We start from the raw sequence: 13,567 nt of genomic DNA, 5'->3' as shown, positions 1-13,567 counted from the left end.
TTATGGCCTCCTTCTTAACGCCGGCAATAGTCCACCACTTCCCGATAGGGAAGCGATCCTCCGAAGATGTCCAGCGCGCTGCCGATCGTAATGTCCAGCTTGCCGCCGGTCAACGACCGGAAATGCTCGAGATCGGCAAGCGAACGGGCTCCTCCGGCATAAGTCGTCGGTATCCGGACCCACTCGGACAGCTGCCTCGCCAGCTTCTCTTGAACGCCTTCTCTCTTGCCTTCCACATCCACGGCATGCACGAGAAATTCGCTGCAATAGCTCTCCAGCTCGCGGATCGAAGCTTCGTTCAGCTCCACGTCGCTGAACCTCGTCCATTGGTTCGTCACCACGAACCACCGGCCTTCGCGTTCCTTGCAGCTTAAGTCCAGCACGAGCTTCTCCCTGCCGACCTCCGAGACGATCTTGCGAAGATTGTCCATCTGAAGCCGGCCGTCCCGGAAGACGTAGGAGGTCACGATGACGTGCGACGCCCCGTCTTCCAGGTAGCCCGCCGCGTTCTCGGCGTTGATGCCGCCGCCGATCTGCAGGCCTTGAGGGTAGGCGCGAAGCGCCTTCGAAGCAGCCTCCTCGTTCCCGCCGCCCAGCATGATGATGTGGCCGCCGGCCAACCCGTCTTCCTTGTACATCGCGGCATAATAGGCGGAGTCCCGCTCGGACACGAAGTTCTCCACGACCTTCGCGGCGTCTTCCTGCAGCGTCTCGCCGACGATCTGCTTGACCTTGCCTTGGTGGATATCGATACAGGGCCTGAAGCGCAAAGCACTCAATCCTTCGGTTTATAAATTATTAGTCCCGTTAGAAGTCAACATGATGAAGTTATTCAGCAGCGCCATGCCCAGCTCGCCGCTCTTCTCCGGATGGAACTGCATGCCGTATACCGACCCGCGGCCGACGATCGCCGTTACCGCCTGGTGGTAGTCGGTCGTCGCCAGGAGATCCTCTATGCGCTCGGGGAGCGCGTGATAGGAATGCACGAAGTAGACATGGCCTGGAGCGAGCCCCTTGAAGAGCGGGCTCGCTTGCGAGAACGACAGCTCGTTCCAGCCCATGTGCGGCACCTTGTAATCTCCCCGAAAGCGCACGACCTTGCCTGGAAGAAGGCCCAGTCCGGCGTGAGTCCCGTGCTCCTCGCTCTCGTCGAACAGAAGCTGCATGCCGAGGCAGATGCCGAGCAGCGGCTTGCCGGAGGCCGCATATTCCTTCACGACGCTCTCGAGGCCGGTCTCGCGAAGATTGCTCATCGCGTCTCCGAACGCCCCGACGCCGGGCAGAATCGCTCCGTCCGCCGCCAGGATCTCCTCCGGCTTCGAGGTGACGACGGCTTCGGCTCCAAGCCGCTCGATGGCCTTGCTGACGCTGTGCAGATTGCCCATGCCGTAATCGATGATGGCGATCAACTTACAGCACTCCCTTCGTCGAAGGCACGCCTTTCACCCGAGGATCGATCGTAGTCGCTTCGTCCAGCGCGCGTCCGAGCGCCTTGAACACCGCCTCGATCATGTGATGCGTATTGCGGCCGTAATGCACGATGACATGCAGCGTGACGCGGGCTTCGAGAGCGAACTTCCACAGGAACTCTTCAACGAGCTCCGTCGTGAAGCTGCCGACTTGAGTCGACGGGTATTCGGCGCGGTACTCGAAGTGCGGTCGATTGCTCAAGTCGATGATAACTTGAGCCAGCGCCTCGTCCATCGGCACGAACACGCTCGCGTAGCGCTTGATGCCGGTTTTATCCCCGAGCGCCTCGCGCAGCGCCAGACCGAGGCAGATGCCGATGTCTTCGACCGTATGGTGATCGTCGATGTCGATGTCGCCTTTCGCTTCAACGTTCAGGTCGAATTGGCCGTGCTTGGCGAACAGGTCCAGCATGTGATTCAGGAAGGGAACGTCCGTCTCGAGCTGAACCGCGCCCGTTCCGTCCACGCCAAGGGACAGCTTGATATCGGTCTCGTTCGTCTTGCGCGCCACTTCGGCGGCGCGCGTGCCAGCAGGTACCGTCATTTAGAATCTCCACCTTCTAATCGAATTTCGACCGCGCGGGCATGGGCTTCGAGCCCTTCATGCCTGGCCAGCGTCGCAATGCCTGCCGCGTCTCTCAGGAGAGCTTGGCGGCTGTATCGGATCAAGCTTGATTTCTTAAGGAAGTGATCGACGTTCAGCGGCGAGGAGAACCGCGCCGTTCCGTTCGTCGGCAGAATGTGGTTCGGTCCCGCGAAGTAGTCGCCGACCGGCTCCGAGCTGTACGGGCCGAGGAAGATCGCGCCCGCGTTCTCGATGCCTCCGAGAAGCTCCAGCGGATCCTCGGTCATCACTTCCAGATGCTCGGGAGCGAGCTTGTTGATGACCTGCACGCCTTCAGCCATCGTCGCCACCGTCAGGATGGCGCCGTATTGCTCCAGCGACTTCTCCGCGATCTCGCGCCGCGGCAGCGTCGCCACCTGGCGCTTGAGCTCTGCCGCAACTGCAGCGGCGAGCTTCTCCGACGGCGTCACGAGCACCGCGGACGCCATCTCGTCATGCTCCGCCTGCGACAGCATGTCGGCGGCGATGTATCCGGCGTCGGCGGTGTCGTCCGCCAGCACCGCGATCTCGCTAGGCCCGGCGATGCTGTCGATGTCGACCGCGCCGAACACGGCGCGTTTCGCCAGCGCCACGTAGATGTTGCCGGGCCCGCAGATCTTGTCGACGGCGGGAATGCTCGCCGTCCCATAGGCGAGCGCGGCAACCGCCTGCGCTCCTCCGATCCGGTACATCTCCGTCACGCCCGCTTCCGCGGCCGCCACTAAGATGTACGGGTCGATGCCTTCGCGCCCGCCGGTCGCCGGCGGCGTCACCATGACGATCTCCGGCACGCCGGCTACCTTGGCGGGAAGCACGTTCATCAGCACCGACGACGGATACGCCGCCTTGCCTCCGGGCACGTACAGGCCGACGCGGCGAAGCGGCCGCAGCACCATCCCGAGCAGCGTGCCATCCGGCTGCGCGTCGATCCAGGTCGTGCGCTTCTGCTTCTCGTGGAAGGCGGTGATGTTCGCCGCCGCCTGGCGCAGCGCGGCGAGGAACTCCGGCTCGACCTTGTCGTAGGCAGCCGTTATCTCCTCTTGCGTAACTCTTAGCTCTTCCGGCCGAAGCTTCACCTTATCCAGCTTCTCCGTGTACCGCAGGAGAGCCGCGTCTCCTTCGAGCTTCACCGCCTCGACGATCTCCTTCGCCGCGGCGTTCTGCTCGGGCGTTCCGTATTCGGTCTGGCGTTCCAGACGGAAGCCGTCAGCGGATCCGATATACATTTTCGACACCCTCCTTCTCCTCAATCCTGTATCGTAGCCTTAGCTGCGAATCGCGATCCTCTGGCTCAAGCGGTCGCATAAGGCTTGAATGGCATTGTTCTTCAATCGGTAGCTTACCCGGTTCGCGATGAGACGGCTCGTCACGGAGAACAGCGTCTCCATCTCCACGAGCCCGTTCTCCTTCAGCGTCTGTCCCGTCTCCACCATGTCGACGATCCGGTCGGCCAGGCCGATGAGCGGAGCCAGCTCGATGGAGCCGTTAAGCTTGATGACCTCGACCTGTTGGCCTTGCTCGCGGAAGTACTGGGAAGCGACATTCGGATACTTCGTCGCCACCCGCGGATTCATGACCGGCTTCCAGCCCGGAAGCCCGATCACCGACATGCGGCACTTCGCGATAGCCAGATCGAGGAGCTCGTAGACGTCCTTGTTCTCTTCCATCAGCACGTCCTTGCCGACGATGCCGATATCGGCCACGCCGTATTCCACGTAAGTCGGCACGTCGACCGGCTTCGCCATGATGAACTCCATGTTCGCTTCGGGAACCGGAATGATCAGCTTGCGGGAATCGTCGAAGTCCTCGGGAATCGTCAATCCCGCTTCCCGGAACAGCTTGCTCGCTTGCTTATAGATTCTTCCCTTCGGCATCGCTACCTTCAGGACTCCGTTGTCGGTCATTCTTGCTCCTCCTCCCCATAGACGATCAAGCTGGCGAAGGTCATCCCCAGATGGGCGAAAGCGCCATGCTTCGCTTCGGCGCGCAGCATTGGCAGCACGTCTGCGAGAGCTTCCGCTTTCTCCGTCACCGCGGCCAAGCCCTCTTCGCGAATCCTCTCCGCTTCGAGCAGCGCTTCCCGCCGCGATTCCTTCGCATAGACGATCAGCACGCGAGTCTCTTCGTCCTCGTCATCCGCCACGACTTCCAGGATGCGGTTCGTCTTGAGCGCGAAGCCCGTTGCCGCCGCAGGCCGTCCGAATTGGGACAGCAGGTTGTCGTAACGGCCTCCGCTGCACACCGGGAAGCCCAGATGAGAAGCATACCCTTCGAAAGTCATCCCCGTGTAGTAAGAGAAGTCGCCGATCATCGTCAGGTCGATCAGAACATGCTCCTGCACGCCATACGCAACGAGCACTTCCCATACCTCGCACAGCTGGCGGATGGCCGCTTGGGCGTCCGGGCTGCCGCTCAGGCGCAGCGCCTGGTCGCACACCTCGACGCCGCCGCGCAGGCGAAGGATTCCTTCCAACTCGGAACGAACGCTCTCTTCGAGCGTGAGCTTCTTCAAGGCATCGCGATAGCCGACGTGATCGCGCTGCAGCAGATGCGTCTTCAGGAGCTCCTGCTCCTCCGGACGCCCCGGAAGGGCTTCCTTGAACAGCCCGTTCAGGAAGCCGACATGCCCGACGGCGATCTTGAACGAAGGAACTCCGGCCGCCTTAAGCGAAGCAATGGCGAGCGCGATGACCTCCGCATCCGCTTCAGACGAAGAATCCCCGACGAGCTCGACGCCGGTCTGGAAGAACTCCGCGTCCCGTCCGGCTTCTTCCTCGAAGGCGCGGAACACGTTCGAGTGATAGCTAAGCCGCAGCGGGAAAGGAACCTCCTTAAGCAGCGAAGAGACGACCCGCGCGATAGGAGACGTCATCTCCGGACGCAGCACGATCGTCGTCCCCTTCTGGTTCAGCAGCTTGAACAGCTTCTGATCCGAAGTGGCGCTCGCGACCCCGACCGTGTCGTAATATTCCATCGTCGGCGTCATGATCTGCTCGTACCCCCAGCGGCGCATGCACTCCAGCACGTCCCGCTCGATGCGGCGAAGCTTCGCGACCGCATTCGGCAGATAATCCTTCACTCCCGTCGGCTTCTCGAACACCTTTGGCTTAGACAACGCTTTTCCCTCTTCTCTGCTTCTTCGTATTGTGCTTCTAATGAACTGCTCTTCTTTGAATAGCTCATCTTCGAATGACGTTTTCTATATGTAGGCTCTCGCCATACTTTAACGCGTTAAAGTTCTACCATTCTACCATACTGCCAAAATAAAGGCTTCTTGTACTTTATCACGAGCGATCCTCTCCGTCAAGAACGGAACGCCCCTCGTAGCCATCGTGGCCATAGTAGCCATTCAACAACCAGCCGGTTTTTCGTCTGTAGATAATACGCTGCCTGCCCCAACGAAAAAGCCCACACGCAAGGAGCTCGTATCGGCTCTTCGCGTATGGGTCTGATCCTACTTCTCGGCAGATACTTAGTGAACCCTCGTCGACCGTTCTTCGAACAGGTTATCCTCATCCCTGCGGGAAACCAGCTCCCGAAGCGGATTGCCTCCGACCCGGGTATAAGCGGGCACATCCCGGTGAACGACGGCCCCTGCCGCAACGACGGCTCCGTCGCCGATGGTCACTCCGGGAAGAATGGTGACGTTCGCTCCGATCATCACGTTGGAGCCGATCAGGATCGGGCCGATCCGGTATTCATCGATGAGGTACTCATGGGTCAGCAGCGTGGAATTGTATCCGATGATGCTGTTATTGCCGACCTGTATGCGTTCGGGGAAGAACACATCGACCATCACCATGAGCGCAAAGGATGTCTTCTCGCCGACCTTCATCCCCAATACGCGGCGGTAGATCCAATTCTTGACCGGAAGAGACGGACAGTAACGGGCCAGCTGGATGAAGGCGAAGTTCCGAACCGCCTTCCAGCGGGGAACCGTTCGATAAACTTGCCATAGCGAATTCGGGCCCTCCACCGGATACCGTTCGACTCGTCTCAACCGTTCATCGCTCCAATCCGCTAATCGTCAGAAGCTGCTCCATGTTCTGGATGATGTGCGCGGCTCCCGCATCCTTCAGGATTCCTTCTCCCTTGAGCGACCAGGCGACCCCGACGGGAATCGCTCCCGCTCTTCTCGCCGACTCGATGTCGACGGCGCTGTCTCCGACCATGATCGTCTCGTTCGGAAGGGCGCCAAGCGCCTCGATTGCCATCTGCACCGGCTGCGGATGAGGCTTCGCGTGCTCGACGTCGTCCAGCGTCACGATCGCTCCCATATAATCGTAGATGCCCAGAAGCTTCAAGGCTCTCTCCGTCGAAGGCTTCATCTTCGTCGTCACGATCCCGAGCTTCAATCCCGCCGCATGAAGGCGAGGGATGACCTCCTTCACGCCGGGGAACAAGGTCACCATCTCATCGTGGCGAAGAAGATTGTATTCGCGATAGGAACGGGCCAGATCGTCGACTTCTTCTCGCCCCGAGAACTGCTGAAGCTGCGTCACGAGCGGCATTCCCATGCTGGGAATGATGTGCTCGCGTCCGAAGCCTTCCGGAACGATTCCCTTAAGCGCGTGCAGGAACGATTCGATAATCAGCTCGTTCGTGTCGATGATCGTGCCGTCCAAGTCAAATAGAACCGTTGTAATCTTAGCTGTCATTCGTTGCTTAGCCTCTTTTCCGTAATTCCTGCCTAATCGCTGCTAGAGCTGTCGGAGCCCGCGCTTCCGGAATCCCCAGCGCCGGAATCGGAGCTTCCGCTATCGGTCCCGTTAGAACCGGTATCGCCGGATTCGTTCTCTCCTGTCGGAGAACCGTTGGACTTGGCATCTCCGGAATCCGCGTCTTTCTTCTCCCCGGAAGCCTTCGACGGCTCGTGCTCGGAAGTCCGATGCTTGTCCGCCGTTGCCGCAGGAGCCGTAACGCCGGCCAGTGCCGCGGAATCGGAGGCCGCAGCGCTTGCGCCTGCCGTTGCCGTCGTCTCAGCAGGCTGTTTCGTGCTGGTCAGCGGATCGACGTATCTCTCCTTGGCGTAGCCCATTCTCCTGCGTACGATAATAAGGATGATACACCCGATGATAATAAGAAGAGCGAGCAGCTGGGAGCTGCGAACATTCCCGTATTGCGGATCCAGGTAGCCTTGTTCGAAGCCGAACCATTCCATCGGCGTCCAGAGCCCCTTCAGGAAGGAAGCCAGCCAGCTCGGACCTGCGAAGGCCAGGCTGTCCGTGCGGATCGCTTCGATATAGAAGCGCCCGATCGAATACCAGATGAAGTAGGACATGAACAGCTCGCCGGCTCTCATGAAGTTCTGTCTGCGCAACACGAATAGGACAATGATGCCGAGCAAGCTCCATAACGATTCATATAGGAACGTAGGATGATGGAAGGTTCCTTCCACGTTCATCTGATTCACGATGAAGTTCGGAAGGTGAAGCGTGTCCCGAAGGAACGACTCTTCAACGGGAGAACCGTACGCTTCCTGGTTGACGAAGTTGCCCCAGCGGCCGATCATCTGTCCAGCCAGCAAGGAAGGGGCGCAGATGTCGACTACCCGCCAGAAGGAATAGCCTTTGGAGCGGAAGTACAGATAACCGCAGATCAAGGCGCCGATCAAGGCACCATAGATGGCAATGCCCCCGTTCCAGATCTGAATGATCTCTCCGGGATGCTGGCCGTAGTAATCCCAAGTGAAAATAACATAGTACAATCGCGCGGCGATAATGGCAGATGGAACTCCGTAAAGCATCAGATCCAGGAAGAAGTCTGGAGAGAGCCCGAAGCGCTTGCCCTCCCATATCGCCAGAAGCAGCCCGACCAAAGCGGCCGATCCTAGAATAATACCGTACCAATGCACTTCAAGCGATCCCAACGAGAAGGCAATGGGGTCTAATTTGAGCGGCAACATCCGTATCCTCCATCCTTATCTTTCGGCGGCATGCCGAAGTAAGTTCTGTTATTCGTAATCTTCGTCCGCAATCGCTTCCGTCAGCTTGTTCGTGAATTGAAGGGCCGCATTGTAGCCCATTCTCTTCAGACGGAAGTTCATCGCCGCGACCTCGAGAATAACCGCAAGGTTTCGTCCCGGCCTTACCGGCACCGTAACGAGCGGCACCTCGGCTTCGATCAGCTTCGTCGTCTCTTCGTCCAATCCCAGCCGGTCGTACTGCTTCTCCGGCTGCCAGTTCTCCAGCTTGATGACCAAGCTGATCTGCTTCGACGTCCGCACGGCGCCGGCACCGAACAAGGTCATCACGTTCAGGATGCCAAGGCCGCGAATCTCGAGCAGATGCTGGATGAGCTCAGGCGCGCTGCCGTACAGGAGGTTGTCCGCCGTCTGGCGAATCTCGACCGCATCGTCCGCGACGAGGCGGTGTCCGCGCTTGACCAGCTCCAACGCCGTCTCGCTCTTGCCGATTCCGCTTCCCCCGGTAATCAGCATCCCGACGCCGTAAACGTCGACAAGAACCCCGTGAATCGTCGCGGTCGGGGCCAGCTTCTTCTCCAGGAAGTTCGTGATCCGGCTGAAAAGAATCGTTGTCGCAAGGCCGCTCCGCAGAATCGGGAACTTGCTCTCGTTCGCGACTTCCGCCAACTCGGCCGGAACGGCCAACCCGCGGGTAACGATAATGCAAGGCGTGTCTTCCGTGCACACTTTCTTTAGTCTCTCCGACCGTTCCTCGGAGGTTAACGTCTCCAGGAACGCCAGCTCCGTCTTGCCCAATATCTGAATGCGGTCTACCGGATAATATTCGAAGTAACCGGCGACCTCGAGACCCGGACGATTCAAGTCGTCCGTCTTTATCGTACGTCTCAGGCCTTCCGACCCGGCAACGACTTCAAGCTGAAACTGTTGTACCAGTTCGGATACCTTAACTTTCTTAGCCATCGCGCGGTCTCCCTTCCACTTGTCCTTTTCATCGTATCTAAAAAAAGGGCGGAAATCAATGTAAAAGCCCCCGTTAGTAAAAAAGCGCCCGGCCGTCTGGCCGAGCGCTTGGGGATAACAGGATTAGTTGTTCTCGAGGATATTCAGCTCGGTTTCCTTGTCGAAGACATGGATCTTGTTCATGTCGATCGCAAGCTTCACGTTCTGGCCTTCTTGGAAGCCGGAACGTCCGTCGATACGAGCGATAACGTTATCCTTGCCAAGACCGTTCAGGTACAGGTACATCTCGTGACCGAGGTTCTCGGACACTTCGATGCTTGCGTTGATGATGGACTTCGGAGAAGCTTCGATGAAGACTGGCTCTTCGTGGAGGTCTTCCGGACGAATGCCTACGATAACTTCCTTGCCGATGTAGCCCTTCGCGCGAAGCGCCTTCGCCTTGCCTTCCGGAACTTCAACATTCACGCCGGTAGCCTTGAAGTGAACGCTTCCGCCTTCTTCAACCAGTTGGCCTTCGATGAAGTTCATCGCAGGAGCGCCGATGAAGCCGGCAACGAACAGGTTGATCGGGTGGTTGTAGAGCTCTTCAGGAGTAGCGGCTTGTTGAATGAAGCCGTCCTTCATGACGACGATGCGGTCGCCCATCGTCATAGCTTCCGTTTGGTCATGCGTTACGTAGATGCAAGTCGTCTCAAGACGCTTCATCAGCTTGGAGATGTTAGCGCGCATTTGAGTACGGAGCTTAGCGTCCAAGTTGGAGAGCGGTTCGTCCATCAGGAACACTTGAGGTTCGCGGACGATAGCGCGGCCCAGGGCAACGCGTTGGCGCTGACCGCCGGACAGAGCCTTAGGCTTGCGATCCAGTAGGTGTTCGATTTCGAGTGTGCGAGCGGCTTCGCGAACGCGACGGTCGATTTCGTCCTTGCGGAACTTGCGGAGCTTCAGACCGAATGCCATGTTCTGATATACGTTCATGTGCGGGTACAGCGCGTAGGATTGGAATACCATCGCGATGTCGCGGTCCTTCGGAGCAACGTCGTTTACGACGCGGTCGCCGATATACAGCTTGCCTTCGGAGATTTCTTCGAGACCTGCGATCATACGCAGCGTTGTGGACTTGCCGCAACCCGATGGGCCTACCAGCACGAGGAATTCTTTGTCTTGAATGTCGAGGTTAAAGTCAGTTACCGAAGCCTTGTCGGAACCTGGATATTTTTTATAAACATGCTCTAAACGTACGCCTGCCATTTATAAGTTCCCCCTAACTACTCGTTTAAGGTACATAGCTATCTTAACCCAGAGCAGTGTCGAATGACTATGCACAAAGCGTACAAAAAATTCATTTCCTTTTCGTAACTTTGTACAATAGCAGCATGATTCGGACAAGAACCGCGTCATTAAAGGAACGAACGTCAAGTCCTGTCTCCTGTTTGAGCTTATCCAGACGGTATAATAGCGTATTCCGATGAATAAATAAGCGCTTCGCCGTCTCGCTTACATTGCAATCCATGGCGAAGAACGCGTCCAGCGTCGAGATCGTCTCCGGCTCGGTGAACAGGTCCGGCCGACCGACCATCTCCTCCATGAACCGTATCCGGGTTGCCTCCGGGATGCCGTTGAGCAGCCGCTCCAGATGAACCATCCAGGGAAGATGAACCTGCATGCCGACATGGAACTTGCGCCCGAGATAGATCGTCTCCCGCAAGGAAGCGACCGTCTGAACGAGGCTCTCCGTCGGAATGATCGGCAAGCCGACCGCCACGTGGCATTCCCCTCCCCATTCCTCCGTGAACATCTGGTGGAGCCCGGTGGCCAAAGAGAATAGAGCTTCCTTCGTCTCGTCCATCTCGAGAATCTCCTCGTCGGCGGATTCGACCTCAGCCAGCAGACGGTCCGGCCCCAGCACCAGCCACTCCCTCTCGCGGATAGGAAGCAGTAGGATCTCTTCCGAGATGAAGGACTTGAATACTTTCTCAAGCTCGCTATAGGAGGGTTCCCGGTCGTCCGCCTGCTCGCTGATCAACAGGAACGGGATCATTCCGTCGAACAGCCGATTGCGAAGCTCGAATCGGTCGGGGATCTCGGCCCTCAAGTCTCCGCTTCCGATGCTCTGTTCAATCCATTCGCCAAGCCTTCTCGCGCTTCGTTCGGAATCGTTGAAGCCATTCGCTGCCGCACGCAAGGATGCAGGCTGCAGCACCCACTTGAACAATTCGACCTCCAGCGGTGTTAAGACGGACGAGAACTTAAGAGCCTCCAGTTCCTCTCCGTCTACCTTGACGACGATCAAGCTGCCCTCGTTCTGAATGCTATCGCCGACATCCGGCTGCTTGCTGCCTCCTGCTTGCTCCCAATCCTTCGCCTGGAGAACGACGACCTCTACTTCCGTCCCCGCCACCTGTTGAAGCTGCTGCAATCTGGTTTTGTTCATCGCTGCATGCCCCTCGTCCGTAGTCGATACCCACATTGTAGCATAATTAATGGGCTTAAAGGGCAACCCGCGCGCCGGTCTCTCCCGGCTTTATCTTAAGATAAGCAGGATCACTATCGACATCAGGGAGAAAACGGCCGCTATCAGGTACAGGAAGGATACGGTTTGAACCTGAGTAAGTCCCCATCTCATCAAGGTATGGTGAGTGTGCAGCTTGTCGGCCCGATGAAGGCCTTTGCCTTCGATGAGCCTTCTGGTAAACACGATTACCGTATCCAGAATCGGAACGCCCAAGGCGAGCAGCGGAACCAAGACGGACAGGAAGGTGGCTCCCTTCAAAGTGCCTTCGATCGCGAGAACCGCCAGCGTATATCCGAGAAAGGTAGCTCCCGCGTCTCCCATGAATATTTTGGCCGGATGGAAGTTGTAGGTTAGAAAAGCGAGGCAGGAGCCGGCTAGAGCGATCGCCAGAATCGCTATCACGCCCTGACTTCCCAGCAGGGAGGCGATGAACAGGGTAAAGGAAGAGATCACGCAGACTCCGGAGGCGAGTCCGTCCACGCCGTCGATAAAGTTCATCATATTAATGAGGGAAAAAATCCACAGAGCCGTGAAGAAAATGGACCAGCCGTCGGAGAAGATCAGCATCGCGGAATGAGAAGGGGCGGAGATTCCATGAATGGCGATACCGAAGGGAACGGGCAGCATCGCGACGCCAATGTACACAATCAATCGGGGCCAGACGGGGAACTCCTTGCCGTAGGCCTTAAACCCGTCGTCCACGAGGCCGATCGCAACGAGCAGGCCGCCTCCCAAGGTGAGCGCCCTTACGATCGCGGTGTCGCCGACGAATATCCATGCCATGGAGATAACTCCGATATAGATGGCCAGCCCTCCGCTCAGAGGAACCGGAATCTTATGTACTTTGCGCATCGTCGGACGATCCACGAAGCCAAGACGTCGCGCCGCTTCACGGACGATCGGCACCAGGAAAAAGACAAGCAAAAACGCGCTTCCTAACGTATAGATATAGATCATGATCCGGCCCCCTGGATACAGCCTTTTTGCTGTTAACCTTTCCAGACAACGGAAGCCTCATGCGCGCAAAATAAAAAACAGACGCTTTCGCGTCTGCTGATGGTTAAACTGGTGAGCCATGAAGGACTCGAACCTTCGACACCCTGATTAAAAGTCAGGTGCTCTACCAACTGAGCTAATGGCTCGAAAGCACGGGTGTCACCGAAAAAGTAATCGGAATTCACTTCAAAGCTTTCGCTCACTTTTGGGGTGAGTTAGTGGTGGAGGGTGATGGATTCGAACCACCGAACCGTGAGGAAGAGATTTACAGTCTCCCGCGTTTGGCCACTTCGCTAACCCTCCATGCGCCCCGCCGGTAGGTTGTGCAGCTATAGAGCAGCTTATACCGGAGAATTACAATGGTGGCTCGGGACGGAATCGAACCGCCGACACGAGGATTTTCAGTCCTCTGCTCTACCAACTGAGCTACCGAGCCTCATATTCATTTGTGAGAAATGGCGGAGCCGACGGGATTCGAACCCGCGGTCTCCTGCGTGACAGGCAGGCATGTTAGGCCTCTACACCACGGCTCCGCGAAGAGAGAAAAATTGCTTATATGGTGGAGGCTGAGGGGATCGAACCCCCGACCCTCTGCTTGTAAGGCAGATGCTCTCCCAGCTGAGCTAAGCCTCCATGGGACTTGATAAGAATTGGTAGCGGCGGAGGGGATCGAACCCCCGACCTTTCGGGTATGAACCGAACGCTCTAGCCAGCTGAGCTACGCCGCCATAATGCTTGCTTGTCCAAGAAAACTTGAACGGACATCAAGACCTTGCGCCTTGATAACCGGATACGAAACGAATTAGCGTTCATTAGAATCTTCTTGCCTGTGTGTGGCTTATTAGGATAAGCCCTCGACCGATTAGTACTCGTCAGCTACACACATTGCTGTGCTTACACCCCGAGCCTATCAACCTCGTGTTCTCCAAGGGGTCTTACGAATTGGGAAATCTCATCTTGAGGCGGGCTTCGCGCTTAGATGCTTTCAGCGCTTATCCCTCCCGCACTTGGCTACCCAGCGATGCTCCTGGCGGAACAACTGGTACACCAGCGGTGCGTCCATCCCGGTCCTCTCGTACTAAGGACAGCCCCTCTCAAAT

The 13,567-nt window shown here is 57.6% G+C and carries 13 protein-coding genes, 6 tRNA genes and 1 rRNA gene; all 20 read right to left on the bottom strand.

The features are described 5' to 3' along the window. Positions 1 to 14: 14 nt before the first annotated feature. Positions 15 to 770: a phosphoribosylformimino-5-aminoimidazole carboxamide ribotide isomerase gene (hisA, locus tag ELR57_RS17315; protein ID WP_126960347.1), complete on the bottom strand. Its 756-nt coding sequence runs from the start codon at positions 768 to 770 to the stop codon at positions 15 to 17. A gap of 18 nt (positions 771 to 788) precedes the next feature. Further along, complete coding sequence (hisH, locus tag ELR57_RS17310; RefSeq protein WP_126960346.1) at positions 789 to 1,409, bottom strand: imidazole glycerol phosphate synthase subunit HisH; 621 nt, start codon at positions 1,407 to 1,409, stop codon at positions 789 to 791. A gap of 1 nt (position 1,410) precedes the next feature. Continuing rightward, positions 1,411 to 2,013 (bottom strand): imidazoleglycerol-phosphate dehydratase HisB, encoded by a 603-nt coding sequence (gene hisB, locus ELR57_RS17305; RefSeq protein WP_126960345.1) that lies wholly within the window; start codon positions 2,011 to 2,013, stop codon positions 1,411 to 1,413. Beyond that, a complete protein-coding gene (hisD, locus tag ELR57_RS17300; RefSeq protein WP_126960344.1) occupies positions 2,010 to 3,299 on the bottom strand; it encodes a histidinol dehydrogenase in 1,290 nt (429 codons plus the stop codon). The genes hisB and hisD overlap by 4 nt, the downstream gene beginning before the upstream one ends. Before the next feature lie 39 nt (positions 3,300 to 3,338). Then, positions 3,339 to 3,977 carry an ATP phosphoribosyltransferase gene (hisG, locus tag ELR57_RS17295; RefSeq protein WP_126960343.1) on the bottom strand — a complete coding sequence of 213 codons (639 nt, stop codon included), beginning with the start codon at positions 3,975 to 3,977 and terminating at the stop codon, positions 3,339 to 3,341. Then, the gene (locus ELR57_RS17290) at positions 3,974 to 5,188 is read right to left on the bottom strand and encodes an ATP phosphoribosyltransferase regulatory subunit (RefSeq protein ID WP_126960342.1); all 1,215 of its coding nucleotides are present in this window, start codon (positions 5,186 to 5,188) and stop codon (positions 3,974 to 3,976) included. The genes hisG and ELR57_RS17290 overlap by 4 nt, the downstream gene beginning before the upstream one ends. Before the next feature lie 357 nt (positions 5,189 to 5,545). Continuing rightward, positions 5,546 to 6,073, bottom strand: coding sequence for an acyltransferase (locus ELR57_RS17285; protein ID WP_126960341.1), 528 nt, complete (start codon positions 6,071 to 6,073; stop codon positions 5,546 to 5,548). 4 nt (positions 6,074 to 6,077) lie between these two features. After that, positions 6,078 to 6,731: a pyrophosphatase PpaX gene (ppaX, locus tag ELR57_RS17280; RefSeq protein WP_126960340.1), complete on the bottom strand. Its 654-nt coding sequence runs from the start codon at positions 6,729 to 6,731 to the stop codon at positions 6,078 to 6,080. 32 nt (positions 6,732 to 6,763) lie between these two features. Continuing rightward, the gene (lgt, locus tag ELR57_RS17275) at positions 6,764 to 7,978 is read right to left on the bottom strand and encodes a prolipoprotein diacylglyceryl transferase (protein WP_126960339.1); all 1,215 of its coding nucleotides are present in this window, start codon (positions 7,976 to 7,978) and stop codon (positions 6,764 to 6,766) included. Between the two features lie 48 nt (positions 7,979 to 8,026). After that, on the bottom strand, positions 8,027 to 8,959 hold the full coding sequence (hprK, locus tag ELR57_RS17270; protein ID WP_126960338.1) for an HPr(Ser) kinase/phosphatase: 933 nt from the start codon (positions 8,957 to 8,959) through the stop codon (positions 8,027 to 8,029). A 123-nt stretch (positions 8,960 to 9,082) separates the two neighbouring features. Beyond that, positions 9,083 to 10,207 (bottom strand): ABC transporter ATP-binding protein, encoded by a 1,125-nt coding sequence (locus tag ELR57_RS17265; RefSeq protein ID WP_126960337.1) that lies wholly within the window; start codon positions 10,205 to 10,207, stop codon positions 9,083 to 9,085. Positions 10,208 to 10,298: 91 nt separating this feature from the next. Continuing rightward, positions 10,299 to 11,390, bottom strand: coding sequence for a PucR family transcriptional regulator (locus ELR57_RS17260; protein ID WP_126960336.1), 1,092 nt, complete (start codon positions 11,388 to 11,390; stop codon positions 10,299 to 10,301). Between the two features lie 90 nt (positions 11,391 to 11,480). Next, positions 11,481 to 12,428 (bottom strand): MraY family glycosyltransferase, encoded by a 948-nt coding sequence (locus tag ELR57_RS17255; RefSeq protein WP_126960335.1) that lies wholly within the window; start codon positions 12,426 to 12,428, stop codon positions 11,481 to 11,483. A 109-nt stretch (positions 12,429 to 12,537) separates the two neighbouring features. Beyond that, positions 12,538 to 12,613, bottom strand: a tRNA-Lys gene (locus ELR57_RS17250). A 73-nt stretch (positions 12,614 to 12,686) separates the two neighbouring features. Next, positions 12,687 to 12,770, bottom strand: a tRNA-Tyr gene (locus tag ELR57_RS17245). A gap of 57 nt (positions 12,771 to 12,827) precedes the next feature. Beyond that, a tRNA-Phe gene (locus ELR57_RS17240) sits at positions 12,828 to 12,903 on the bottom strand. 20 nt (positions 12,904 to 12,923) lie between these two features. Further along, positions 12,924 to 13,000 (bottom strand) — tRNA-Asp (locus ELR57_RS17235). 24 nt (positions 13,001 to 13,024) lie between these two features. After that, positions 13,025 to 13,100 (bottom strand) — tRNA-Val (locus ELR57_RS17230). Positions 13,101 to 13,118: 18 nt separating this feature from the next. Beyond that, positions 13,119 to 13,195, bottom strand: a tRNA-Met gene (locus ELR57_RS17225). A gap of 114 nt (positions 13,196 to 13,309) precedes the next feature. After that, positions 13,310 to 13,567: ribosomal RNA gene (locus ELR57_RS17220) — 23S ribosomal RNA — on the bottom strand; the annotation flags it as partial.

The sequence above is a fragment of the Cohnella sp. AR92 genome (assembly GCF_003990975.1).
In the GTDB taxonomy this organism is placed as follows: Bacteria; Bacillota; Bacilli; order Paenibacillales; family Paenibacillaceae; genus Cohnella.
This window is presented reverse-complemented; position numbering and strand designations above follow the sequence as displayed.